General features: G+C 58.8%; 17 protein-coding genes. 4 read left to right on the top strand and 13 right to left on the bottom strand.

Annotation, left to right across the window (positions count from 1 at the left end):
- The first annotated feature begins 40 nt into the window (after positions 1 to 40).
- Together QSJ36_RS00225 and QSJ36_RS00230 are read left to right on the top strand one after the other, a co-directional pair.
- Positions 41 to 817, top strand: coding sequence for a hypothetical protein (locus QSJ36_RS00225; RefSeq protein ID WP_146019252.1), 777 nt, complete (start codon positions 41 to 43; stop codon positions 815 to 817).
- A 103-nt stretch (positions 818 to 920) separates the two neighbouring features.
- Complete coding sequence (locus QSJ36_RS00230; RefSeq protein WP_022396629.1) at positions 921 to 1,376, top strand: nucleoside-diphosphate kinase; 456 nt, start codon at positions 921 to 923, stop codon at positions 1,374 to 1,376.
- A 162-nt stretch (positions 1,377 to 1,538) separates the two neighbouring features.
- On the opposite strand, the gene QSJ36_RS00235 is transcribed toward QSJ36_RS00230, so the two are convergent.
- The 8 genes from QSJ36_RS00235 to QSJ36_RS00270 form a co-directional block, all read right to left on the bottom strand.
- Entirely contained in the window at positions 1,539 to 2,360 is an 822-nt protein-coding gene (locus QSJ36_RS00235) for a glycosyltransferase family 2 protein (protein WP_022396630.1), read from the bottom strand.
- An 8-nt stretch (positions 2,361 to 2,368) separates the two neighbouring features.
- On the bottom strand, positions 2,369 to 3,313 hold the full coding sequence (locus QSJ36_RS00240) for a glycosyltransferase family 2 protein (protein ID WP_102728432.1): 945 nt from the start codon (positions 3,311 to 3,313) through the stop codon (positions 2,369 to 2,371).
- Positions 3,314 to 3,448: 135 nt separating this feature from the next.
- Positions 3,449 to 4,117 (bottom strand): prepilin-type N-terminal cleavage/methylation domain-containing protein, encoded by a 669-nt coding sequence (locus tag QSJ36_RS00245; RefSeq protein WP_022396632.1) that lies wholly within the window; start codon positions 4,115 to 4,117, stop codon positions 3,449 to 3,451.
- Positions 4,118 to 4,136: 19 nt separating this feature from the next.
- The gene (locus QSJ36_RS00250) at positions 4,137 to 5,405 is read right to left on the bottom strand and encodes a type II secretion system F family protein (protein ID WP_022396633.1); all 1,269 of its coding nucleotides are present in this window, start codon (positions 5,403 to 5,405) and stop codon (positions 4,137 to 4,139) included.
- Between the two features lie 66 nt (positions 5,406 to 5,471).
- The gene (locus QSJ36_RS00255; protein WP_022396634.1) at positions 5,472 to 7,130 is read right to left on the bottom strand and encodes a GspE/PulE family protein; all 1,659 of its coding nucleotides are present in this window, start codon (positions 7,128 to 7,130) and stop codon (positions 5,472 to 5,474) included.
- A 28-nt stretch (positions 7,131 to 7,158) separates the two neighbouring features.
- Entirely contained in the window at positions 7,159 to 8,805 is a 1,647-nt protein-coding gene (locus tag QSJ36_RS00260) for a GspE/PulE family protein (RefSeq protein WP_022396635.1), read from the bottom strand.
- A 211-nt stretch (positions 8,806 to 9,016) separates the two neighbouring features.
- Positions 9,017 to 10,027 carry a tRNA dihydrouridine synthase DusB gene (dusB, locus tag QSJ36_RS00265; RefSeq protein WP_285465976.1) on the bottom strand — a complete coding sequence of 337 codons (1,011 nt, stop codon included), beginning with the start codon at positions 10,025 to 10,027 and terminating at the stop codon, positions 9,017 to 9,019.
- Positions 10,028 to 10,410: 383 nt separating this feature from the next.
- Positions 10,411 to 10,926 carry a YlbF family regulator gene (locus tag QSJ36_RS00270; protein WP_022396637.1) on the bottom strand — a complete coding sequence of 172 codons (516 nt, stop codon included), beginning with the start codon at positions 10,924 to 10,926 and terminating at the stop codon, positions 10,411 to 10,413.
- A 297-nt stretch (positions 10,927 to 11,223) separates the two neighbouring features.
- On the opposite strand from QSJ36_RS00270, the gene QSJ36_RS00275 reads away from it, so the two are divergent.
- Positions 11,224 to 12,726: a glycosyltransferase family 39 protein gene (locus QSJ36_RS00275; RefSeq protein WP_102726975.1), complete on the top strand. Its 1,503-nt coding sequence runs from the start codon at positions 11,224 to 11,226 to the stop codon at positions 12,724 to 12,726.
- Positions 12,727 to 13,765: 1,039 nt separating this feature from the next.
- Positions 13,766 to 18,202, top strand: coding sequence for an autotransporter outer membrane beta-barrel domain-containing protein (locus tag QSJ36_RS00280; RefSeq protein ID WP_285465978.1), 4,437 nt, complete (start codon positions 13,766 to 13,768; stop codon positions 18,200 to 18,202).
- Between the two features lie 158 nt (positions 18,203 to 18,360).
- Here the strand turns inward: QSJ36_RS00280 and QSJ36_RS00285 are convergent, their stop codons facing one another.
- The 5 genes from QSJ36_RS00285 to QSJ36_RS00305 form a co-directional block, all read right to left on the bottom strand.
- Positions 18,361 to 19,527, bottom strand: coding sequence for a pyridoxal phosphate-dependent aminotransferase (locus QSJ36_RS00285; RefSeq protein WP_102722538.1), 1,167 nt, complete (start codon positions 19,525 to 19,527; stop codon positions 18,361 to 18,363).
- A 171-nt stretch (positions 19,528 to 19,698) separates the two neighbouring features.
- Positions 19,699 to 21,264: a murein biosynthesis integral membrane protein MurJ gene (gene murJ / locus QSJ36_RS00290; protein ID WP_102726979.1), complete on the bottom strand. Its 1,566-nt coding sequence runs from the start codon at positions 21,262 to 21,264 to the stop codon at positions 19,699 to 19,701.
- Positions 21,265 to 21,277: 13 nt separating this feature from the next.
- Positions 21,278 to 22,369: an adenylyltransferase/cytidyltransferase family protein gene (locus QSJ36_RS00295; protein WP_022396645.1), complete on the bottom strand. Its 1,092-nt coding sequence runs from the start codon at positions 22,367 to 22,369 to the stop codon at positions 21,278 to 21,280.
- A 150-nt stretch (positions 22,370 to 22,519) separates the two neighbouring features.
- Complete coding sequence (locus QSJ36_RS00300) at positions 22,520 to 23,164, bottom strand: superoxide dismutase (RefSeq protein WP_102728264.1); 645 nt, start codon at positions 23,162 to 23,164, stop codon at positions 22,520 to 22,522.
- Between the two features lie 216 nt (positions 23,165 to 23,380).
- Positions 23,381 to 24,841 carry a family 10 glycosylhydrolase gene (locus tag QSJ36_RS00305; protein WP_285465993.1) on the bottom strand — a complete coding sequence of 487 codons (1,461 nt, stop codon included), beginning with the start codon at positions 24,839 to 24,841 and terminating at the stop codon, positions 23,381 to 23,383.
- Between the last annotated feature and the right edge of the window lie 2 nt (positions 24,842 to 24,843).

A 24,843-nucleotide genomic window follows, 5' to 3' on the forward strand; every position in this document is an offset into this window, starting at 1 on the left:
GCCCGCGCCGGGGAAGGAAAGTAACCCCATGCATGGAAAAATGGCAGGTTTTATCCTGATGCTGGCGTGCTGCGCGCCCGGCTGGGTTCAGGCGGCTCCGGATGCAGGAGAAGTGAAGGCGAAGATCGCGCGGAAAATCTGGCAGAATGAATGCGCCGGAACAGTAAAGGGGCTGGTTTCCTGGAACCGGGGGGAGGCGTTCCCCTCCCTGGGCATTGGGCATTTCATCTGGTTCCCCGCCGGGATTACGGAAAGGTTTGAGGAAAGCTTTCCCTCCTTTGTCCAGTTTTGCCGTAAGAGGGGAGCACGCGTTCCGGAATGGTTTTCCGGCGCGGCCCCGTGGCGCACCAGGGCGGAATTTGAAGCGGCGGACGTACGGGGCGGCCTTCCTGAACGGATGCGCCAGTGGCTGTCCAGCCCGGCGGCTCTGCAAATGCAGGCGGATTTCATTATTGCCAGGTCCGTGGCTGCCCTGGGGCGCATCAAGAGCCAGTCCCGCCGTCCGGCGGAAATGGCTGCCCGCTACAATGCCGTGGCGACGGCGCCCAACGGCATGTATGCCCTGATTGACTACGTGAATTTCAAGGGGGAGGGAACCAACCCCGCGGAACAATACCGGGGGCAGGGTTGGGGGCTCAGGCAGGTGCTGGAGGAGATGCGCCCGGCCTCTCCCGGACAGCCTGCGGCGGTTGAGTTTGCGGAGGCGGCCAAAAGGGTGCTCCAGCGTCGCGTGGACAACAGCCCGCCGGCCCGCGGAGAGGCGCGCTGGCTTGCCGGATGGCGGAACCGGTGTGATTCCTATAAGAGAAGCCTGTGACGAATTCCTTTCCCGGCGGAAAAGACCAGTTGCGCAATTATCCTTGACCTGCCGGGGATTAGGGTGTAATTCCCTCACTTCATCCTGAAACTTCGCTAATTTTATGCCAAACACTCAAGAAGAAACAACGCTGATTTTGCTGAAACCCGATTGCGTGCGGAAAAACCTTTCCGGCACCATTTTGAAACGTTTTTTGTCCGAAGGGTTTCGCCTGCGCGGCATAAAGATGATTCAGCTTGACGAGCCGGTGCTCCGGGAACATTACGCCCATATTCTGGACCTTGTCGTCAATGGGGAACCGCTTTTCCCGAAACTGCTTGATTTCATGACCAGCTCTCCGGTCATCGCCATCGCCCTGAAGGGGCCCGGCGTCATTGTACGCGTGCGCGAACTGCTGGGGCCCACCAATTCCCAGAAGGCGCAGAAAGGCACCATCCGCGGCGATTACGGAACGGACAGCATGATGAACATCTGCCATGCTTCCGACAGCCGGGAATCCGCCGCCGTGGAACTGGTGAGATTCTTCCGGGAAGAAGAGCTGTTTGACAGCCTTAACTAAGGTTTTATCCTTTTTCCATCCGGTTTGTGACGGGCCGCGGCTGTAAAACGGCTGCGGCCTTTGCCGTACCGGGAAGCGCCTTTGTGGAAAGGAAGGGAGTGCCGGAGATTGGGAGGACGGGCCGGAGGCTCCGGGGAGGAGGGAAGGAGAGGGAGCAGCGGATTACTTTTCCCAGGGAGTGGTCAGGTAAAGGAAGGCCTTTTTCATGCGGTAGGCCTCCCGCATGAAGCCGTCCAGGATGTTGTTGCAGCTCTGCTTGGAAAAGGAATAGCCGTAAACGCGCTTGATGGCGGCGTCTTCGCTGTGCTGTTTCTGGCGTTTTAATTCGGCGTCCATGTCCCGGCGTTCCACATTGGGGGCGCTCAGGTTGTCGCCGTGCCAGCGGAAATCCGCCAGCAGCCTGTTGTAATGGACAAACTTTTTTCCGGCACGGCCCAGGCGCGCGTAATATTCCCCGTCCATATCGTAGCGGAACCGTTCGTCCAGCAGAAACCCTTCTTCAATCGTGGTGCTCCGGCGCAGGAACAGTGCGGTGGAGGCCAGGTAAGTTCCGTACCAGATGTGCATGTTCAGGCTGTAGGGAAGGGCTTTCATGGGCCGCTGGAGGGCTCCGTCCGGGCCGATGAAGTTCCAGGCGCCGTGCACGATGTCCGCATCCGGCCGGGAATCCGCAAAAGCCTTGACCGCAGCCAGAGCGCCCGGCAGCAGCCGGTCGTCCGTATTCAGCCACATGACCCACTTGCCGCGTGCCTTGCGGAATCCGCGGTTGATGCCTTCCGACATGCCGGAATCCTTTTCCACATGGAGTTTCAGGTGCGGATAGGAATTCAGGATGTCCAGCGTTCCGTCCGTGGAGCCCGCATCCTGGATGATGTGTTCAAAGGTGGCTCCTTCCTGATTCTTGACGCTTTCAATGCACTCCCGCACGTACCTGGCGTAGTTATAGCTGGGCGTGACGATGCTGAAATCCGGTTCGGTATCCATGGGGAGGGCTAGTTGGAAGGAGCGATGGAGCGTTCCCTGGCAATGTAAATGGGGCGCTTTTTAACTTCCGTATAGGTCTTGGCCAGGTACTGGCCCAGGATGCCCAGGCACAGCAGAACGATGCCTCCCATCAGGCAGAAGACGCACACCATGGAAGTCCAGCCGTAGGCGGAATGGGGCCAGATCAATTCACGGATCGTCAGGACAATGATGGAAAGGAAGGAAATGAAGGAGAGGAGCACCCCCATGATGGAAGCCAGCGCCAGGGGCGCGGTGGAAAAGGCCACGATGCCTTCAATGGAATACAGGAACAGTTTGAAGAAAGACCACTTGGTTTCTCCGGCTACCCGTTCCACGTTCTCGTATTCAAACCATTTGGTGCGGAAGCCCACCCATTCGTACAGCCCCTTGGAAAAGCGGTTGTATTCCTTCAGGGAAAGCAGGGCTTCCAGTACGGGGCGCGTCATCAGCTTGTAGTCCCGGGCCCCGTCCACGATGTGCGTGTCCGATATCCGGTGAATCGTCTTGTAAAAGGCGCGCGCGAAGAAGGACCGCAGCGGCGGTTCCCCCTGCCTGGTGACGCGGCGCGTGCCTGCGCAGTCGTATCCTTCCTTCTCGATGGCTTTCACCATCTCCGGAAGCAGGGAGGGAGGATCCTGAAGGTCCACGTCCATGACGGCCGCGTAATCTCCCGTAGCGGCTTCCAGCCCCGCATAGATGGCGGCTTCCTTCCCGAAGTTGCGGGAAAAGGAGATGAATTTCACCTCCGGGGAATGCTCTGCCAGTTTCTTGACCATTTCCAAGGTATGGTCCGTGGAACCGTCATCCACGAAGATGAGTTCCAGGGCATAGGCCGCCAGGTGTTCCTTGAAAACCCGGTCTACTTCTTGCTTGAACGCCGGAATGGCCTGTTCTTCATTCAGGCAGGGAACAATCAGGGAAATGCGTTTCATGGCAATGCCCGGATCATACGCCAGAACCTGTCCGGATGCCAGCAAATAGTGCCCTGTACGCAGAGCGGCCTTCCTCCGCCGGAGAGGGAGGAAGGCTGCCGGAAAAAAGGGCCGTTCGCGGAGAAAAAGGAAGGATCAGAACTTCGGCAGGTTGCCGATGTCGTCCTCGTTTTCAGGGGCATGCGGGTCTTTGAGATCGCTGTCCCCGTCCTTGCCGAAGGACCAGAAATCATAATCCGGATTCAGGCCGTTGCCCATTTTCAGGTTCTTGGCATTGGCGGATTTGGTGGGGATGGCCTGCTCGCTGCCCAGGCGGTAGCGGTAGGGGGAGCCCCACGGGTCCGCCAGAATGTAGAGGGTGACCGGCCTCCCGTCCTTGCTTTTCACGTGGACTTCCCGGACGGTCGGGTTGCTCTTGGGCTGGGTGGCGGGGTTCAGTTCGTCATTGTAAATGGTGGTATCCCTGCCGGGCACGCCTTCATTCTTGTGGTCCCCGAACAGGGCCATGTAAACGACGTTGGAGCTGTATTCCTCACCGTTTGCCACGGCCACGCCGTGATTGTTGAAGGGGGCTTCCGTACCGTAGGGGTAGCGGTCATGGTCGCTGTGGTAGCTTTCCAGCCCCATTTCAATCTTGCGGACGATGGATTCCGTGGCCTGCTCGTTCTTTCTGGTTTCAAGCCAGGTGTAGATGGAGATGGTCAGCGTGGCCAGCACCACGATGATGACCATCACCACCAGGATTTCCATGAGGGTGAAGCCCTTTGCCGCCCGGAGGCGGCTGTATGCGGATCGAATCTTCATCTGGTTCTGCGTAGGGAGGTTAACCCATTTTTTCAATGACCTGCAGTAGGGGCAGGAACATGGCGAACACGATGCCGCCCACGACCACGGCCAGGAATACGATCATGATGGGTTCCAGCATGGAGGTCATGGCTCCCACGGCATTGTCCACTTCATCATCGTACACGTCCGCGATCTTGAGGAGCATGTCCGGAAGCTGGCCGGTTTCTTCACCCACGTCCACCATGGAGATCACCATGGGCGGGAAGAGCTTGGAGGAAGACATGGGCGTTACCACGGATTCACCTTCCTTCACGGAATCATGGATGAGGCCGATGGCGTCTCCCACGATCATGTTGCCGGCGGTATCCTTGGTGATGGTAAGCGCCTGGAGGATGGGAACGCCGGAGGTCACCAGCGTGCCGAAGGTACGGGCGAAGCGGGCGATGGCGCTCTTGCTCTGCACGTTGCCGATGACCGGCATGGTCAGCAGGGCGGAGTCAATCTTGCGGCGGCCGTTGGGCGTCTTGCTCATGGCCGTGAAGATAGCGTACAGGATGGCGACGACGGCGGCCAGAATGACGGCGTTGGGCACGAATAAGGGCGCGGCCATGAACCAGTCACTGATGCCGAACACGAATTCGGAAATGGCGGGAAGCTCCTGGTTCTGTTCCGCGAACATCGCCTTGAATTTGGGGACGATGACCAGCATCAGGAAGATCACGATGCCCACCGCAATGAACAGCACGATGGAGGGGTACACCATGGCGGAGATCACCTTGCTCTTCAGTTTCTGCGCCTTTTCCTGGTATTCCGCCAGGCGGTTCAGCACGACTTCCAGCACACCGCCGAGTTCACCGGCCTTCACCATGTTCACGAACAGGCGGTCAAAGATTTTGGGATGCTGGGCCAGGGCTTCGGAGAAGGTGGAGCCGCCCTGCACGGAATCGCCCAGGGCTTCAATGGTCACGCGCAGGTTGGGGTTCGCCTCCTGCTTGGCCAGCACGTTCAAGCTCTGGAGCAGGGGAAGCCCTGCGTCAATCAGGGTGGCGAGCTGGCGGGTGAAAATCATCAGGGCCTTGGCCTTGATTCTGCCGCCCAGCCTGCCTTTTTGCTTCTTGCCTCCCTTGGCCTTCTTCTTGGCGGCGGGCGTTTGCTGAATCTTGCCTTTTCCCGCTTCTACGATCTGGGTGGGGTACAGGCCATGCGCCCGGATGGATTCCATGGCCTCCGCTTCGGAATTGGCCTCCAGGGTACCCGTTTTCTGGTCGCCTTTATGGTCAAGTGCTGTATATTGATATTTAGGCATATATGTGGTATTTTAAGTGTTTTCTGCTTGGTGGTTGAAATGGTGGGTGCGGTATCCGGCTGTCCATTAAGTATACTTCAGCACTTCTTCAATGGTGGTATTGCCGTCGTAAATATTTCTCAGGCCGTCTTCACGCAGGGTGGACATGCCCATTTCAATGGCCTTCTGCTTCAGCACCACGGAGGGCGCGCGGTCCGTAATCATGTCCCGCAGGGTATCGTTGATATCCAGAAGCTCGTAGATCCCCTTGCGGCCCTTGTAGCCGGAGTTGGAGCATTTGTCGCAACCGCGGCCCGTGAAGAAATGCTTGTCTCCCAGTTCATAGGGAGACACGCCAAGCTGGGAGAGGATGGTGGAGGAGGGTTCATACGGCGTGCGGCAGTCCGGGCAGATGGTGCGCACCAGGCGCTGGGCCAGCACCCCTTCCAGGGAGGCTGCCACCAGGAAAGGTTCGCAGCCCATGTCCACCAGTCGCGTAATGGCGCCGGCGGAGTCGTTCGTGTGCAGGGTGGAGAGCACCAGGTGGCCCGTCAGGGATGCCTGGATGGCGATCTGGGCGGTCGCCATGTCTCGCATTTCCCCCACCAGAATGCGGTCCGGGTCCTGTCGCAGGAAGGCGCGGAGCACCATCGGGAAATCCAGGCCAATAGCTTCATTGATCGGGATCTGGATAATGCCGTCGATGTCGTATTCCACGGGGTCCTCCGCCGTCAGCACCTTGGAATCAATGGTATTGATTTCCCGCAGGGCGGCATACAGCGTGGTGGTCTTGCCGGCGCCGGTGGGACCGGTGACGATGAAAATGCCGTTGGGTTTGTGGACCGTATCCAGAATATATTCATGAATATGCGGGGGGAGCCCCAGGTTGTCCAGGTTCAGGTTGACGGAAGAGCGGTCCAGCACGCGGAGCACCACGGATTCACCGTACTGGGTGGGCAGGGAGGAAACACGCATGTCCACCGCCCGGTTCCCTATCTGCTTGACGATTCGGCCGTCCTGCGGAACGCGGCGTTCCGCGATGTTCATGTTCGCCATGACCTTGACGCGGGAAATAACCGGGACGGACAGGTGAACGGGCGGCGGCTGCATTTCATAAAGGGAGCCGTCCACGCGGTAGCGGATTTTGAATTCCTTTTCAAAGGGTTCAAAGTGAATGTCGGATGCTTTTTCCTTAATGGCCTGCGTGATGACCAGGTCCACAAAGCGAATGACGGGCGCGGCGGCGGAATCTTCCGTTTCATTGTTGACCTGCATGTTGTTGAGCTCCTGCATCAGGTCCGTCATGGCGGCGGATTCCCCGCCGTACAGTTCGTTGATGCGTTCGGAAATCTGGTAATCCGGAGCGATGAGGACGTGGATGTCTTGGCCGAGGGCGAAGCGCAGGTCCTCCACCGTCTGCGGATTCAGGGGGTCCACCAGGCAGACGTACAGGCCTTCCGGGCCGTGCCGCACGGGCAGGGCGCCGTGCAGGCGCACGAGCGTGGCCGGCATCATGTTCTGCACGTTCGGGTCCGGCTGGAAGTTGTCCAGCGTAATGAATTCCGTCCCCAGGTCGCTGGCGATCATCTGCCAGATATCGTCCTTGCTGCCGATGATGCCGAAGTCTGCCAGCACTTCCGGCAGCTCCTTGCCGGAGACGGTCATTTCCTCCTTGATGTCCTTCGCCAGGGATTTGTCGATCATTCCCCGGCCGATAAAAAGTTCCAGTGTAAGATTGGTGTCCATAATAATCAGAATGAATTGCGGGGGAAAATCAGTTGGCGTCTCCCATGGTGACGTTCAGCACTTCTTCCGGAGAGGTGAGGCCGGCCAGCACCTTGCGCACGCCGTCCTCTCTCAGGGTTCTCATGCCCAGTTCCCGGGCGCGCTGGCGCAGCTGGGGGGAGGTCAGGTTCTCGTTGATCATGCGTCGCACTTCGTCGTCGATCTCGAAAATTTCAAACAGGCCCATCCGTCCCTTGAACCCGCCGCCGCGGCAGAAGTCGCAGCCGTGGGGGGCCTTGATCTGGCCCGGAGTGAGACGGGACATGTCAATGTTCAGCGTATGCGCCTGCTTTTCCGTCAGCACGCCGTCCACCTTGCAGCGGTCGCACAGCTTGCGGACAAGACGCTGGGCCATGATGGCCCGGACAGAAGAGGCGATCAGGAAGCGTTTGATGCCGATGTCCGCCAGACGGGCCACGGCGCTGGGGGCGTCATTGGTGTGGAGGGTGGAGAATACCAGGTGACCCGTCAGGGAGGCGTTGATGGCGATGCTGGCCGTCTCCATGTCTCGAATTTCCCCGATCATGATGATGTTGGGGGCCTGGCGGAGCATGGCGCGCAGGGCGGCGGCAAAGGTCATGCCGATGTCCGCCTTTACCATCACCTGGTTGATGCCGGAAAGTTCGTATTCCACGGGGTCTTCCACCGTGATGATCTTTTTATCCGGGCGGTTGATGTGGTTCAAGCACGCGTAAAGGGTGGTGGTCTTACCGGAACCGGTGGGGCCCGTTACCAGGATGATGCCGTCCGGAAGAGTGATGAGGCGGTCGAACACGGCTTCGTCATCCGAGAAGAACCCGAGCTGGGGGAGGCCCAGCACCAGGGCTGACTTGTCCAGAATACGCATGACGATGCTTTCCCCATGGTTGCTGGGCACGGAAGACACGCGGAGGTCAATCTGCTTGCCGCCGATGTTCATCTGGATTCGGCCGTCCTGGGGCATGCGCTTTTCCGCGATGCTCATGGTGGTGCTCATCACTTTGAGGCGCGCGATGATGGGGCTGAGCAGCTTCTTGGGATGGGTGGCCACCTCCACCAGCTTGCCGTCCACGCGGTAGCGGATGCGGAGCCGGTTTTCCATGGGCTCAATGTGAATGTCGGACGCCCGCATCTTGAAGGCGTCCGTCAGCATCTGCTGCACCAGGCGGATGATGGGCGCGTCTCCGTCGTCCCCGTCCAGGCCGGCGGCGTCTGCCGGAACGGTCAGGTCACGGTAAAATTCTTTCAGGCGGCTTTCCACCGCGCTGTGGGTGGCGACGCTGAAAATCACGTCGCGCCCCATCAGTTGGGGCAGGCTGTCCATGGTTTCCAGATTCAGCGGGTCGTCAATGGCGATGTTGACGGAAAAGCCGTCGTCGGAAATGGGGATGGCCCGGAAGCGCCTGGCGAGCTCCGGCGTGATGAGTTCGCGCACCTCCTGGGGAATGTGCATGGAGCCCAGGTCCACGACGGGCAGCAGGGATGTGGAAGCCGCCACCTGCGCGATGACGTCTTCTGTAAGATAATTGGCCTGGATCAGGAAATCGACCAGGTCCTGGGTGGGAGATTTTTGACTGCGCGCGTATTGAAGAATCTCTTCATTCAGATAGCCGGCCTGCGTAAGAAGTTCGATGAGATATGATTCGTTGGAGTACACGTCGATCTCTGGAGTCTATGGTTGGAAGTCTGCCGAAACGGGACGGCAGGATACTCCCCTATTTCTGACAGGTTCGAGGCGTAAAGTCAACTTAGCTTCCCTCAAAAGGGCATTTTTTTTCAGGTGCGGAGGGGGAAGGGGAAGACGGCCTTCCTCCCATGCCGCTTGCCGGGCCTGCGGAATCTCCCGGAGGGCGGGATTTTTCCCGCTCTCAGGAGCGCCGGCGGGGAAGGGTGGAAAGCAGGTCTTCCAGTTCCGCCATGCTGGAGACGCGAGCCAGGAGGGAGCGCATTTCCTTGGCTCCCGGAAACCCCTTCGTGTAAGCCAGAATGCGGGACCTCATGTGGCGCATGGTGTGGAGTTCGTCCCCGTAATGGCGGGACTCCAGGGCCATCCGGGCATGACGCAGGATCAGGTCCGTCTTTTCCTGCGGATCCCTGGCCGGAGGCATGGCTCCGTGCAGCAGATAATATTTGGCGTCTCCGAAAATCCATGGATTCTCCATGGCCGCCCGGCCGATCATGACGCCGCTGACGGCTGTGTTTTCCTTCACGTACGCTACCGCCTGCGGGGTGGAAATATCCCCGTTCCCGATGACCGGCACGGACATGGCCCGTGCGCATTCGTCAATGATGTCCCAGTTGGCCGTGCCGGAATACTGCTGGGAACGGGTACGCCCGTGAATGGTAATCATGGAAATTCCCTCATCCTCCAGCAGGCGGCACGCGTCCATGGCGCACAGGCTCTGGAAATCCCAGCCAATGCGTATTTTGGCCGTGACGGGGATGCGGTCGCCCACGGCTTTCACCACGCCTCCGGCCACGGAGGCCAGCAGGGGAAGGTCTTTCAGCAGGGAGGACCCTCCATTTTTGCCCACCACTTTGGGGACCGGACAGCCGAAGTTGATATCGATGAAATCCGGTTTCTCATGGTCCAGGATTATTCTGGCGGCCTCTCCCATGTGGTTCCCGTCCGCGCCGAAAAGCTGAATGCCTATGGGGCGGTGCGCGTCTTCTATCTTCGTGTACCTCCGGTTTCTCTCCCATGCCTGGAGAATGCCTTCCGCAGAGACGAACTCCGTCACCATGACGTCAACCCCCAGTTCCTTGCAGATGGTGCGGAAAATGGGGTCCGTTACTCCGGCCATCGGAGCCAGGAACAACGGGAAATCCGTTTTGATAAACGGCAGGGAAGCGGAAGCTGGGCGGTTGGAAAAAGTCATGATTCCTTAGAATGAGGCTAACATGGGCCCATCTCCCGTTCAAGCGTCTTGCCCGTCCTGATGAAGAAAGCGGGGTGGGGAAAATGCAGGCGGCGTGCAAATGCGGCCCTCTTTTGAAAAAGCCTTTATGGAACGCCGCAGGCTTCTGCGGCATCTGAGAGAATATGCGGTCATGGGCCGCAATTTTTGATATTGGTTCGCTGGCGCTCAGTTTTTCCGGTTGCCGCAAAGGCTTGTGAAGCCCCTGACGGTTTTCAGGCCAGGGCGTGTGCCGGACTGGATACGTACATGTCCTGGAAGGGCGGCGTTGACGCATGCCGTCAATGAAAAACGGCTTCACCTGGGAGTGAAGCCGTTTGACGAAAGGTTGAAAGATCGCTTTTTTAGTGGTTGCCGCAGCCGCAGCCCCCGTCCTTGTGATCGTGGTCGTGGTCGCAATTGCCGTCGCAATCGCAGCTTTCCTTGTCGCAGCTGCCGCCACAGGAGCAGGAAGTCTGGGCGCTCATGGCGCGCTGCCGGGCTTCCTCGATTTCTTCCGGAGTGGGCGCACGGCCAAGGTCGATGGACATGCCCAGATAATGATTGATGGTGTTCAGGAGTTCATCGATGGTCTGGCGGGCTTCCAGGAAGCCGCGGGCGGCATCGTTCTTGACCACGTTTTCACGCAGGGTATCGAACTTGGAGATTTCCTCTTCCGTGGGGGGCATGCCGGCCAGGTGCTTGTTGCGCAGTTCTTCTCCGTAGGCGTTTACTTCTTCAAAAAGCTTGGTTGCCTCCGGATTCTGGAAAAAGAGGCCGATTTTTGCCTTGGAGGCCACAACCTGGTCTTCCTTGGCAAGCAGGTTGCAAAGGGCTTCCGTGGCGGCGCGCAGGTTGTCATTGAGAACGGGGGTATTCATATAAGGTTCATTTAATCATGCCTTTCCGGACAGGGCAACCCGGTTGCGAGGCATGGCGTACATTTCCGTGTCACGGCCTGTTGCGGATTACAAATCCGAAGTCAATACTACTTTTTCATATCAAATGCATTTCTCCAACTCTACCCATTATTTCCCCGGATATTCTTAACAAGAAGAATATTTGTTAGAAATTGTCATATATGCTTGAATATGATGAATATTCTTCTTACATTCGCATTGTTGCCTATCTAGTTCGGATTTGTAATCCGCACAATCCCACTTGTTGCTACCCAACCTATGACAGGGAAAAATGATTCCATGGCTATGCTGGGGTGGAAAATCCCGCTGACGCTTCTTATCTGGTCCGTTATCGTGATTGGAGCGTGTTCGGATACCTCTCCCTTGTACTCCTTTTATCCATCTCCGGACCCTTCCATTTTTTTCATGTTCGGGCGGGGGCTGCTTCACGGGCTTCTCCCCTATGTGGAAATGGCGGACAGCAAGGGGCCCCTGCTGGTTTGGATTTATTATGCCGCCGCGTGGATTGACGGGCATTCATTTGCCGGAATATTCCTCATTCAGTGCGTAACCCTTTTTACGACGCTTCTGCTGGCTTGCGGGACGGCGCGTTTTTATCTGTCACAACGCGGCAGCCTGCTGGCTTCCATGCTGTTGTGCCTGTTTCTGTTTGATTCGTTTCCCTTCCAGCGCGGGGGAGGGGTGGAGGAATTGTGCTGGCCGGGGATGGCGGCCGTGGTTTACGGGCTGGTCCGGTATTTCCGGATGCGGGACAGGCGCAGCCTGCTGTTTCTGTTCGGCACGGCCGGGGTATTTGCCGGGGCAGCCTCCATGATGAAGTTCTCCATAGCCTTTCCCGTGTGCGCTTTAGGCGGGGTTCTGTGCCTGTGGCTGTGGTGGAACGGGCGGAGAAAAGAAGCGGCGGTGGCTTTAGGGGTGGCGCTAGCCGGCTTCCTGGCCGTGGTTGTCCCCTGTTCGGCCTGGCTGGTATCCAACGGTGTTTGGAAAGAAGCGATGAATGAGTACCTGTTGTGCTCCGTGCGTTATGGAACGGTGTCCCAGGATACCACATGGTGGGCCAGGCTGCTCAGGCCGGCTCCGGTCCGCTGCCTGTCCGACGTACTGATGTGGGTGGCCGTCATCTGGGCTCTGGCGATAGCGGGCTGGCGTCAATTAAAAACGCAAAAGGCGCTCCTCTTTACGGCCCTGCTGTATATCTTCTTCAAGGTGGAGATGTTCAGCGTGTACAACTACTATTACAATTCCATCCTTTCACCCATGATGATCTGGGTGACTATCTTCTTTGTGGCCCGGGCGGAACGGCGCTTTTCCCTGTGCATGCCGCGGATGGCGGCCGCAACGCTGGCAATCGCCTGCCTCACCGGGGCCGGAGTGGCTGCCGGGTTGACGGGCGCCGTCCGGAAAGGAGACTTTGTCTGGAATGGCAGGGAGTTTTATTCCCCCGCCGTCCGGGAACGGCTGGCCTCTTTTTCCGAAGCCTCCGTCCTGTATCTGGGCTGGCTGGACAGGGGCTTCGGCATTACCTGGGACTGGAAGCCGTGCGGAAGATACTGGTTCCTTCAAAACTTCCCGTCGGAGGAAATGGTCAGGGAGCAGTATGATTACATTGAGCAGGGCATACCGGACATCATCCACACCAGTTCACGGGATGATGATTCTTTTCTGCGGCAGCACGGCTATAAGCCTTTGATGCCGGAGCTGGACGGGGGATTCTGGTGCCGGGTGTCACAGGGGGACGGCGAGCCTTCCCCCGAAGAATAAAAGGACCGCTCCATGAATGAGGCGGTCCCTGGAAAGTGAGAAGTAGCTGAGTCGGCGATTAGTGCGCCTTGCAGAATTATTCGAAGCGGTCCAGCGCTTCCTTCAGCACGTCCGGCTTCTTTCCGTATCTTGTCTGCATTCTGGTAGAACGGGATAATTTGTCCTTCAATCCATCAGTTTTTTGAGCCGGGGAAGCTCCGGTTCTGCAAAGAACGGTCTGTCTGAATAGGCTGAATGGGGAATGACTTTTCTTCCCCTGCTTCAAAAGAAGTTCACAGTGAGCCGCCGGATTCCAATGTTGCGAACCTTTCGGAGCTCCATAACCAGTTTGATGAGTTCTTCGTTGATTTTACGCTTGGGGCTATGGCGCGGCCGCCGGGTTTGCGCTGTAAGTCCTTTTTTCCCTTTTGCTTTCATTTTCATTGTTTCTTTCTGCCTCAGTGTTAAAGCGATTTCTATGAATCTCACAATCAATTATTTGTATCAAAATCGGATTTCCAATCCGGAGACAAGCTATAAATTTGAAAAAAAGCATTTAATACAAAATTATTTGGACCATAGACAGAAAATTTGAATGGACGGAAGACGTGCATCCGGGAAAGAAACAGATGGGAATTTTTCTATTCTTCCTGTTGCCATCAGGATTTTTCAAGGAACCAAAAAGCTTGTCGTCAAAATGTTATAGGTTAGTTGCACTGATATTATTTCCCGTTCCAGGGATGGAGCCTCCTTTCAGGCTGTTGGCGCATGGGCCCTGTCTCCGGATTGGAAATCCGCTAATTTGCATTCATTCCCTACTGGAAAACATGACATTTATATCCATGAACCATTCAGCGTCAAGATTTTATCTCCTGCTAAACTTATCCTGTTTTGCTGCGCATGCAGTTCCCCTTCCTGAAGAATATTCATCCTCCATGACTACTTCCTCGCCGCGTGCAGCTGCCGATTCCCCAGTCATAGCCTAATATAGCCTTTCAGGCGTATAACTTCTGAAAATTGCTCCAAATAGATTAATTCGCTTCCAAATCCATTCAATACCATGAGACTACATCTTCCTTCTCCTTTGCTCCGCTACGTGCTTGCCGGCCTGTTCATCGGCACCTTTCCGGCCGCATCCGGTGCGGACTACACTGTGAACAACACCCAGTCCACCATGCCGGGCAGCAACCTGTACGGCACATTGGAAGAATTGAGGGCGTCCGGTTTGCTGCGTGCCAACGACACGGTAGTCCTGCATAACGACGACTCCACGCTGACCGGAGGCCTGAATCTTCTCATTAACGTTCAGTCTGACAACACGGCGGCAGCGCGCACGCTGGATCTGGCTGGGCTGGGGACAACTCCCATGTTTTTCCTGAAGAAAGGAGACCATGGCGCTGACATGAATTCCATCATCTGGGAGAATGCGGGCAACCGGGTCCTGCGTGTGGAGGGATTCGGCAGCAATGCCACTCTGAATCTTACCGGAGCGGTCACGTTCCGCAACAATACGGGAATCTATGATGATTCCACCGCTCCGGGCGGCGGCGCGATTGCCATTCAGGGTCAAGGTCTCGCTTCAGTCTCGCTGGATGACAATGCCGTTTTCATCGGAAATTACGCGTCTTCCGCAAGCGGAGAGGTTAGAGGAGGCGCAGTTCTGGCGTTCTCCAACGATGCCCGGATCACTCTGGGCAACGGCGCCGTTTTCCATGCCAACTATGTTTTGGCGTCAGACAAAGCAGGCGGCGGGGGTGGCGCAATGTTTACCAAGGGCGGTTCCTCCTCCATTGAAATAGGCGATGACGCCACGTTCACGGACAACTATGTCCAGGCTGGCAAGTCCAGCTACGGAGGAGCGATAGGCGCCGATAGAAACGCCACCTCCATTACCCTGGGAGACCGCGCGACTTTCAGCGGCAACCATATTTCAACCTCGGCAGACGGAGCAGCCAGTGAAGGGGGGGCGATCAGCACCTACATCACGATTGGAGACGCCTCCGTCACACTGGGAGACAGAGCCGTCTTCACCGGGAATTACATCCTGGCCGCCGGAACGGGAAAAGGGGCCGGCGGGGCGGTTGCGGTGCGGGCAAATGGAGGCCCTGCATCCCTCACCGTTGGGGCGGGTGCAAGCTTCACGGGCAACTATATCTCCGCGTCATCCGGTGACGGAGGTGCCATCTGGATGTCTTCAGGGGGGGCCTGCACTCTGGGAGCCAACGTTTCCTTCACCGGAAATTACATTCAGGCGTCTTCCGGCAGCGGCGGGGCGATTTACCTGAAGAATCAGCAGCTGACCATTCAGGACGGGGCGAATTTCACGAACAATTACGCGCCCACGGCAGGGGGAGCCATCCTGATCAACAATTTCGGCACCAACGCCGCCCAGCAATTCCTGGCGCAGACCCACGACGTTCTTTTCAGCGGCAATATGACAGGGGGAACCTTCACGCGCAACGATAACGGAACGTTTACCGTAGACGGGGGAACAGCCAACGCCATCCATGTTGAAAGGTTAGGCTCTTTGCAGTTGGCGGCCGGAGAAGGACGGAACATCCAGTTTGACGACCCGATCACCTCAGGAACGGACTACGCAATAACGCTCGCGATCAACCGGTATATGGATGACAATGGGACTGATCACGACACCTCCGGCACGGTCGTCTTCAGCGGAACACGCTATCAGGGTACGGACGCCCATCTGGTTGCCAGCCGTTACAACAACTTCCGGGGAAAAACCACTGTATACGGAGGTACGCTGGAACTCAGGGACGGGGTCGTTTTCGGCCGCACGGGGAGCATGACGGACACGGGAACCTCCTTTACGCTTAATGCCGGAGCCACTCTTCGAAGCAAAGGCGCCGTCAGCGAGATCAATGCCGCCTCGATCGTCCTCAACGGCACGGTAGACACCGAAGGCACGCTCCTGCTGAACGGAAACGTCACAGCCTCCGACGCAATGCTCAAAACCGGACAGGGAGCCCTTGACCTGAGGAATACCGGAACCAATCTGTTCACGAACGGAGTTGCGCTCAACGAAGGCAGCATCCTGATTAACGACATGGAACAGATTCGGACCGGCTCAGGCGCGTACATCACAGGTTCCGGCACACTGGACATCCGGTCCGCAGGCACCGTAACCCTCCCGGATTCGCTGGCCGGATTTGGCGGAACCATTGCCCTGACCGATACCCGGCTCCGTCCGGACGCCACAGGACAAACCGTGCTCGGCACCGCAACCCTGCGGCTCGGAAACGGCTCCGAACTCTCCGTCACGGAAAATTTTTCCATCAGCAAGCTGCATCTGGCCGGAGGAACGCTTACCGTCCAGGTGGACGGTGACGCCTCCCGGCTGGAACACCAGCTCTCCGTCTCCGGCAGTCTTGACATCACGTCGGCATCCACGCTGGCCGTCTCCGGTCTGAAAGACAGTCTGGACCACATAGCTCCCCAGCCGGGCTTCCTGGACCGCGATCTTCAGGAACTGGCTCTGGACGGCACCATCAATGCGGACGCCCTGCTGGTGGTACAAGCCGGAAACGTCGCGAATACAACTCTTCTGGACTTGGTGGACGCCGATACGGGCGAGGCCATCACCGGCGGCGAGGAACGCGAAGTTACCTACCAGGATACCGTTACCGCGACCTACAGCTATATTGCCGTAGCCGGCACCAATGAGCACAGCGGCCAGACGGGGATCCACCTCACCTACGGACTCAAGGAATTGAACATCCATGATGGGAAAACCTGGGTTCTGGACGCTCCGGCCGATCCGGACAGCGACCGGACGCTCGTTGCCCGGATTACAGGCGGCGGCGCGCTGCAGCTGAACAGCGATGCGGCCGGCATCACCATCACCTCCGCTGCGAACCACACGGGGGGAACCCTCATCAACTCCGGCCTGGTCACTGCCGGAGCGGACAACCTCTTCAGCGCCGGAATCCTGGAGGTCAAGGAAGGTGCAACATTTGACACGGCCGCCACTACGCAAACCAACAGCAAAGGGTTTATTCTGCAAGGCTTGCTCAAGGGCGGCCAGGCATTCTCCAACACGGGCGCCATGTATGTCTTCACCAGCGCACAGGTGGAATCGGCCCTTGCCAACACCGGAACGCTCCTATTGGCCAATACAACGGGCACAGGGCAGGACTTCCAGTTTTCAGGAGGCCTGAAGGGCGACGGAGGGCATGTAGCCTTTGAAGGAAGCGGCCGTGACACATTGAAGCTCGGCTCCCTCTCCGGATCGCAGGCCTTTACAATGAACATCAACCTGGCCGCCGGAACAAGCGACCGCATCGCCATCGCCGGGGAGGCTTCCGGCACGCACACGGTTCATTTCATCCTGCAAGGCGGCATTCCCTCCTCCCCGTCCTTCATACACGACATGATCACATGGGACAGTCTGGCGGAAGACAGTAATGCGGCAACGCTCTTTACCGGAACGCTTGATGCGGGTTTTTACTCCTACGGCCTTAAACTCAACGCCGCAGGCAATGGATACGACCTGTCGCCGGAGGGCTACAACAACCTGGGCGGCGTACTGCTCAATGTGCTTGGCTGCATGAGTACGGGATGGTTTGAACAGCTTGACACTCTCTCCAAACGCATGGGAGAGCTGCGCATGGGAGCGGACTTTTACAGGCAGCAGGACCAACAGGCCAGGAACGCCGGAGAGGCGCCCAGGGGGCACTACTGGGCGCGCACGGCTTCCGGACGCACGGACACGGACCTGGGCATCGCCGGAGTATGCGGCTTTACGGAATACCAGTATGGGGCGGACAGCGGCGCGGACTGGATTGTTGCATCCGGGAGAAACAGCATGCTGGCTGCCGGCCTCTTCGGAGGATACCGCCGGAGTGACCGGCGCTTCCATGACGGCTGGGGAAGCAAGGGCAGCACGGACAGCGGTTACGGAGGCCTTTACGCCTCATGGCTGCACAGCAGGGGGTGGTTTGCGGACGCGGTTCTCAAGGGAATGAGCTACAATGCCGCATGGACCGCGGTCCAGCCCGGGGGCACGGAACGGGGCAGCTATGACAACTGGGGATTGGGAATGAGCATGGAAGCCGGGCGGCAGTGGAGTAGCGCCGGAGGATGGTTCCTGGAACCCTCCGTGCAAATCGCATGGCTTCATTCCGGTTCCACGCATATCGTCACGAACCAGGGCCTGGAAGTGGCGGGAAGCGCAGCCGACATCTGGCAATTTGCCGGACGCCTGCGAGCCGGACGCACATGGAGCGTCAACGGAGGCAGGCAGCTGGTGCAGGGCTACGTGAAAATCGGTGTTACGCAGCAGGCAAGCAATGGCGGTGAAGTAAAGGCCGCCGGCAACCAGTGGCGTCCGAATACGGATGGAACCCGCGGCATGGTTGGCTGCGGGGTGGCATGGCAGCTCAGCGCCCGCGATCAGGTGCACCTGGACTACGAATATGTCTACGGAGACAAATACGATCGTCCCTGGACGATCAATTTGGGGTATACGCGGAGCTTTTAGGCACGAAGGAAATCATGTCTCTTCCTCCACCCGGCAAGTTCACTCTTGCCGGGTGTTTTGTTTCTGGCGGTCCTGCCGGAAAGTCTTCTCATGAGGAATAAAAAAGACCGCTTCATGAATGAAGCGGCCCTGAGATTGGAAAAATCAGTATTCGACGCTTAGTGCGCCTTGCAGAATTCTTCAAAGCGGTCCAGCGCTTCCTTCAGAATGTCCAGCGTGGTGCAGTAGCTGATGCGGATGGCCTTGTCATTGCCGAAGGCGATGCCGGGAACGGCCGCCACCTTGTAGCGTTCCAGAAGCTTGTCGCACAGGTTCAGGGAGGTGAGGCCCAGCTTGCTGGTGTCTACGAAGAAGTAGAAGGCTCCCTGCGGTTCCACGACGCTGACGTTCGGGATGGCGTTGAGGCGGGACAGGACATACTGGCGGCGCATGTCGTATTCGTCACGCATGTCGCTGATGAAGCTCTGGTCCCCCGTGAGGGCCTCAATGCCGCCGTACTGCGCGAAGGTGCAGACGTTGGAGGTGGTGTGGTCCTGAATCATCTGGATGGCCTTGGCAATGGGGGCCGGAGCGGCGGAGTAGCCCATGCGCCAGCCGGTCATGGCGTAGCCCTTGGAGAAGCCGTTGATGGTGATGGTCAGGTCGTACAGTTCCGGGCTCAGGGAGGCGATGCTGACGTGCCTGGTGTCTCCGTACACGAGGTGTTCGTAGATTTCGTCAGCCAGGATGAGGATGTCTTCGCTCAGGGCCACTTCTCCCAGGGCGCGCAGTTCTTCTTCTGAATAAACGGCTCCGGTCGGGTTGTTCGGCGTGGTGAGGATCACCATCTTGGTGCGGGGGGTCATGGCTTCCTCAAACTGTTCCGCAGTGAGCTTCCAGCCGTTTTCCGGCGTGGTTTCCACAATGACGGGAATGCCGCCGCACATGCGGACCATTTCCGGATAGCTGACCCAGTACGGGGAGGGGATGATGACTTCGTCCCCCTCGGAGACGGTCGCCATGATGGCGTTGAAGCAGGCGTGCTTGGCGCCGGCGCCCACGGTGATCTGGCTGGGATCATATTCCAGATTGTTTTCCCTCTTGAGCTTGTCGGCAATGGCCTGGCGGAGTGCGGGCAGACCGGCGGAAGGGGTGTACTTGGTAGCTCCGTTATTCAGGGCCGTGATGGCTGCCTGCTTGATGTTGTCAGGAGTGTCCATTTCCGGCTCACCGCCTGCCAAACCGTAAACTTCTTCACCGGCGGCCTTCATAGCCTTGGCCCGGTTGGTCACCTTGAGGGTCAGGGAAGGGGTCAATGCAGCAATGCTGGGGGAAATCATGTCCATTGTTGTGGTGCGATCGTAGAATTTTGATGCCCTGGCGGAAAACAGGCTATTCCCCGCACAGGCGGAAAAACTTTACTCACTGAGCGCACCCCTGGCAAGGAGAATGCTTGTGAAGGCCATTCTTTTTCTTGCGGAGAGCGCGCCTCCCCTCGCGGAAGGGAAGTTTCAATGTCAGCGTTTCATGAATTTGGCCCGTACCGCGTCCAGTTCCGGCGTCTTGAACAGGAAGGCCGCCGCCAGGTAAACGATCCCGGCGCAGCCGCAGACCAGGGAGATGCCCAGGAGCCTGGCCGGGAAGGACCAGTTCAGGAAGTCCTGGAGGAACCACGTTTTACCCGCCCAGCACACGGCTCCCAGCAGGACTCCCGCCGCCAGAATGCGGCCCAGGCCAGAGAACAGCGTCCGTCCGTCCACGCCGCCCAGCTGGCGGCGCAGGTAAAGGAAGTAGAAGAGGAAGTTGAAGGTGGTGACCACGGAGGTGGTCAGCGCCAGCCACGCCGCATTTTTATGCAGCCCGTAGACAAAGTAGTAGTTGAGGCCGATGCTGATGGCCAGCGCCACGGCGGCGGCGATCAGGGGAACCCAGCGTTTTTCCAGGGCCAGGAAGACGGGCTGCACCACCTTGGTCCCGGCGTAGCCCAGCAGGCCCAGGGAGTAGGCGCCCAGCACCTCCCCGGTATAGCGCACCGCCTCCTGGTTGAAGCGGCCCCACTGGTACACGGAGGAGACGAATTCCGTTCCCAGGATGAAAAGGATCAGGAACGCGGGCACCGCAAAAAACGCCACCAGCCGCAGCCCTTTGGCGATGTGGGCAGCCACTTCCTTCCTGCCGTCTCCCACCATCATGCGGGAAACCGCGGGGAGGACCACCATGCCCGTCGCCACGCCGAAGAGACCCACGGGAAGCTGCCAGAGGCGGAACGCCGTGGTCAGGGCGGTGACGGAGCCTTTCTGGAGGTCCAGGGCGAAACCCGTATTGATGAAGATGGTGAACTGCGTGACGCCGGAAGCCAGCACGGAGGGAAGCATCAGCCCCCAGATTTTGCGCACGCGGGGATCGTCCCAATGGAAGTTGGGCTTCCACCGGAAGCCGGTTTTGCGCAGCTTGGGGAGCTGCACGGCAATCTGGGCCGCCCCTCCGATCGTGACGCCGCAGGCAAAGCCGTACAAAGCCCTGGGGCCGAAAGTGGGGTCAATGAAGTATCCGATCAGCAGGCCGAACAGGATGGAGGTGACGTTAAAGGCGGCGGAGGCCAGCATGGGCAGCCCGAAGATCCCCACCATGTTCAGGGCCCCCATGACGAGGGCGGACAGGGAGGCGAAGCCGATGAAAGGCCACATGATGCGGCTCAGGTCCGTGGCGAACAACTGGTCCGTCAGGGAATGGTCCCCGCTGTACAGGGCCTCCATGACGGGGCCGGCAAAAAGAATTCCCAGCGTCACGATGGCGACCATCAGCGTGGAAAGCTGGGTGGCTACCTTGTTGGTCAGCTCCCAGGCGGCCGCGTCGCCTTCCGCCTCCCGTGTTTTGGAGGCTACGCTGGTGTAGGACTGGGAGAGAGCCCCTTCCGCAAACAGGTCCCTCAACAGGTTGGGGATTCGGAAGGCCGTATAAAAGGCGTCCAGCACTCCCGTAGCGCCGAACAGGGAAGTGTACACGATTTCCCTGGCCATGCCTGTCAGGCGGCAGGCGAAAATGGCGCCGGAGGCTACCAGGCTGTTCCGCATCAGGGACATGAAAGAGAAGGGCTTACTTGAACAGTTGGCGGCAGTACGGTTCCACGCGCTTCATGGCCGGATTGTCCTTGACGGCCTGGTCGCGGTCGTCCCGGCAGGGGAAGAGATACAGGGCGTACCCTCCGTAGCCGCCGCCCAGGTATTTTTTGGCAAGGGCGTTCGGGATGTCCGGCAGGGGCTGCATTCCTTCGTCAAGCTGAACGCTGTAATACAGGGCCACGCCAGCGGCCAGGGTATTGATGTTGCGTTCCAGCACGCCGGTGCGGGCAATGAGGGAGGATTGGGAGATGCGCACGTAATCGCGCTGTTCGTCCGCCATTCTGGGAGTGTCGTGTTCCTCCCCCGTGTACAGAATGGCCATTCTTCCTTCCAGGAAGTCGCCCGTGCCCTTGACGTCCAGCACGGGGGAACTGCCGGAACGCCAGACGCACAGCCCCGTTTCCGCAATGACGGCGGGGTCCTGCCAGCCGACGCCCAGGGCGAGTTCGGAAGCGACCGGGTCGCGTCCTTCCAGCATGGCCCACGCGCCGCTGCCGCCCAGTCCGGACCGCTTTTCATACGGCCATTCGCAGAGGGACACCATGGGGGTGATGGCGCAGTTGACCACATAGGAGCCTTTTCTGGCGTAGCGGGGAACGTCCAGCCATCCTCCGGCAAAGTCCACGCGGAGCGGCACGGTGGACGGGGCCTTGATCCGGTTCACCAGCATGGTGGTGGAAACGGGGGCGAATTTGGGAGGCGTCTTGGGAAGCACCACATAACTCGCGCCCACACGGGAGCACAGCTCCTTCTTGATGCCGCTGTAAAGGTCGTCCTCCGTCACGGCCAGGACATCGGGCCTTTCCTGAAGAAATTCCTCTTCAAAGTCCAGGCCCTTCTTCATGCCGGTGCCCAGAATGACCTTGTCCACCATGCGCAGGCTTTCCAGCAGCACTTTCTTGTGTTCGTCCGGGATGGACGGTTTGCGCTGCTTGTGGTGCCACAGCACGGGTTCCGAGGCAAAGGAGACGATCAGATAGTCGCCCAGGGCCCGGGCTTCTTCAAAAAACTGGATGTGACCGGCGTGGACGATGTCATAGCAGCCTGAAACGAAAACTTTTTTCATGCGCGTGGTGATAGATAATTAGTCCACGGCAGTATGCCCTATTGCTCCGCCGGATGCAAGAGCCGGGTGGAAGTACGCCAAAAAACGGCACGGACCGCAGAAGGCCCGTGCCGTTGAAGAAAAAGAAAAATCAATGTCTCCCGGAACCGGTCAGGACGCCATGGCTTCCTGGTAGCGGCGTTCCACGTCGTCCCAGTTGATGAGGCGGCAGAAATCTTCAATATAATCCGCCCGGAGGTTCTGGTGCTTCAGGTAATAGGCGTGTTCCCAGACGTCGCAGACGAGGATGGGGACGAGACCGGGAATTTCCAGGTTCTGGTGCTTTTCCGCGCCGCAGATCACCAGCGTCTTGCTCATGGGGTCCACTCCCAGAATGCCCCAGCCGGAACCTTCCACGCCCTGGGAGGCGGCCTTGAATTCCTTCATCATGGCTTCCAGGGAACCGAATTTTTCCTTGATGGCGTCCACCAGGGGGCCCTGCGGTTCCTTCTTGGGATCGGGCGTCATGTTGGTCCAGTAAATGGTGTGGAGGACGTGGCCGGAAACATTGAAGGACAGGTTGCGCACCCAGTTGGTGGTGGCGGAGGCGTCCAGCTTGCCGTCCGCGATTTCACGGAGCTTTTCAGCCGCGGCGTTGGCGCCGGCGACATAGGCCGCATGGTGCTTGTCGTGGTGGATGCGCACGGTTTTTTCATCCAGCATGGGTTCAAGCGCGTCGTAGGCGTACGGAAGGGGCGGTAACACGTACTTGCCGTCGGCATAGCCGACCGTGGAGGGATCTTGCTTTTTAGTCATCTTGTGCTGTGGTTGTATAGACGGCCCTGTTGCCCGGGCCTGGCTGATTGTTCCCAGCGCCGCCAATGAGGAAAGGGCGATGAAACGCCTTCTGTTCATGTCCGCGCCACGGGAATTCATGGAAGTTTGGACATGGATGGATTTGGAGTTGTTCAAAAAACTTAGAACATCGGGCATTTTTTTCCTTTCCCGCCGGAGGCTGCTGGAAAAAGCTTCCTACCTTCTGGCCGCCGCGGCGGGGCCCTGGGCTCCGTAGGCGCTGACGCCCCTGACGGCGACAGACCCGGCATCCCCCAGGAAGGATTTGGGCAGCGTCACGCGGGTCTGGCTGCCCGGCAGAAGGATGCGCGTGGCCCACTGGCTGCCGTAGCGCGCCTGGACGGCCCATTTCCGGGAGGGATTGCCGGACGGCTGCCAGGAAAGGGTTACGGTGGAACCGTTGTCCGCCACGTAAAAATTCTGCGGCAGGCCCGGCGTTCCGGTTCCGCACCAGGGCATGGCGGGAGGGACGGCCATGGAGGGATACAGCCTGTTCAGGTATTTCTGGATGCCTCCGGCATTCCTCATGATGGATTTGACGCTCCAGAAACACTGCCCGGGGGCGGTTCTGGCCAGGGAACGGGAATAATTGACCTGCGCGGCTATTTCAGAGGCGGGGCGCCCCGGATCCTCGCTGCTCATGATGCGCGCCGTGGCGATGCCCGGCCACACCGGGCGGCTGGTGTTCTGGGCGGCCCACCACTGCATCAGGACCGGAAAGCTCTGCTTGGCCGGGCTGCAGCGCCAGTAAAGCTGCGGGGCCAGGTAATCCACCCATCCGCGGGAAAGCCACTTGCGGGCGTCGCAGGCCAGGTGCTCGTAAGCGTCCACTCCCGCTTCAATGCCGCCGGGAACGCCCGGACGCCAGATGCCGAACGGGCTGATGCCCACGCGCACCCAGGGTTTGGAGGATTTGACGGACTTGTACATGTCATGCACGAAGTCGTCAATGCAGGCCCGGCGCTGGGAGGGCGACTTTCCGTCGCTGAAGCTGGCGGGGGACCAGGTGCGGCCGGGCGTGGGGTAGGGGTAGAAATAGTCGTCCAGGTGCACGCCGTCAATATCGTAGCGGCGCACGACGTCCAGGATAACCCTCATCGCGTGGTCACGGGAGGCGGAGGCGCTGGGATTCATCAGCAGAACGGAGCCGTTGCGCTTCATCAGGTCCGGACGGGTGAGGGAAATATGGTTGCGGCCCACGGCGTGCTTTACGTTCGCCTTTGCCCGGAAGGGGTTGAACCAGGCGTGCAGTTCAATGCCGCGGCGGTGGGCCTCCTGAATGGCGAAGGCCAGGGGGTCATACCCCGGATTGACGCCGGGCCCGGAGAGCCACTGGCTCCACGGCTCCAGGGAGGACTGGTACAGGGCGTCCGCGTTCGGGCGCACCTGGAGAAAGACGGCATTCAGCTTCAACTGAGCGCAGGTATTCAGGATCGTCAGCAGCTCCGCACGCTGGGCAGCGCCGGAAAGGCCGGAACGGGAGGGCCAGTCAATGTTATGGACGGTGGAAATCCACGCCGCGCGGAATTCCTGCGGGGCGGCGGGGACGGATTCTCCGGAGGGCTGCCACCCCAGCGCCTGGGAGGCCAGGGCCAGCAGGGAGCAGGAAAGGGCATGGAAAAAGGGAAATCTGGTCATGA

The sequence above is a fragment of the Akkermansia sp. NBRC 115031 genome (genome assembly GCF_030268505.1).
In the GTDB taxonomy this organism is placed as follows: Bacteria; Verrucomicrobiota; Verrucomicrobiia; order Verrucomicrobiales; family Akkermansiaceae; genus Akkermansia; species Akkermansia massiliensis.

What these genes read in the sequence shown, in the direction of transcription:
- QSJ36_RS00230 (WP_022396629.1), top strand. Translation starts at nt 921, where the DNA reads ATGCCAAACACTCAAGAAGAAACAACGCTGATTTTGCTGAAACCCGAT.
- QSJ36_RS00240 (WP_102728432.1), bottom strand. Translation starts at nt 3,313, where the DNA reads ATGAAACGCATTTCCCTGATTGTTCCCTGCCTGAATGAAGAACAGGCC.
- QSJ36_RS00235 (WP_022396630.1), bottom strand. Translation starts at nt 2,360, where the DNA reads ATGGATACCGAACCGGATTTCAGCATCGTCACGCCCAGCTATAACTAC.
- QSJ36_RS00250 (WP_022396633.1), bottom strand. Translation starts at nt 5,405, where the DNA reads ATGCCTAAATATCAATATACAGCACTTGACCATAAAGGCGACCAGAAA.
- QSJ36_RS00245 (WP_022396632.1), bottom strand. Translation starts at nt 4,117, where the DNA reads ATGAAGATTCGATCCGCATACAGCCGCCTCCGGGCGGCAAAGGGCTTC.
- QSJ36_RS00270 (WP_022396637.1), bottom strand. Translation starts at nt 10,926, where the DNA reads ATGAATACCCCCGTTCTCAATGACAACCTGCGCGCCGCCACGGAAGCC.
- murJ (WP_102726979.1), bottom strand. Translation starts at nt 21,264, where the DNA reads ATGTCCCTGATGCGGAACAGCCTGGTAGCCTCCGGCGCCATTTTCGCC.
- QSJ36_RS00255 (WP_022396634.1), bottom strand. Translation starts at nt 7,130, where the DNA reads ATGGACACCAATCTTACACTGGAACTTTTTATCGGCCGGGGAATGATC.
- QSJ36_RS00225 (WP_146019252.1), top strand. Translation starts at nt 41, where the DNA reads ATGGCAGGTTTTATCCTGATGCTGGCGTGCTGCGCGCCCGGCTGGGTT.
- QSJ36_RS00285 (WP_102722538.1), bottom strand. Translation starts at nt 19,527, where the DNA reads ATGGACATGATTTCCCCCAGCATTGCTGCATTGACCCCTTCCCTGACC.
- QSJ36_RS00305 (WP_285465993.1), bottom strand. Translation starts at nt 24,841, where the DNA reads ATGACCAGATTTCCCTTTTTCCATGCCCTTTCCTGCTCCCTGCTGGCC.
- QSJ36_RS00295 (WP_022396645.1), bottom strand. Translation starts at nt 22,369, where the DNA reads ATGAAAAAAGTTTTCGTTTCAGGCTGCTATGACATCGTCCACGCCGGT.
- QSJ36_RS00280 (WP_285465978.1), top strand. Translation starts at nt 13,766, where the DNA reads ATGAGACTACATCTTCCTTCTCCTTTGCTCCGCTACGTGCTTGCCGGC.
- dusB (WP_285465976.1), bottom strand. Translation starts at nt 10,027, where the DNA reads ATGACTTTTTCCAACCGCCCAGCTTCCGCTTCCCTGCCGTTTATCAAA.
- QSJ36_RS00275 (WP_102726975.1), top strand. Translation starts at nt 11,224, where the DNA reads ATGACAGGGAAAAATGATTCCATGGCTATGCTGGGGTGGAAAATCCCG.
- QSJ36_RS00300 (WP_102728264.1), bottom strand. Translation starts at nt 23,164, where the DNA reads ATGACTAAAAAGCAAGATCCCTCCACGGTCGGCTATGCCGACGGCAAG.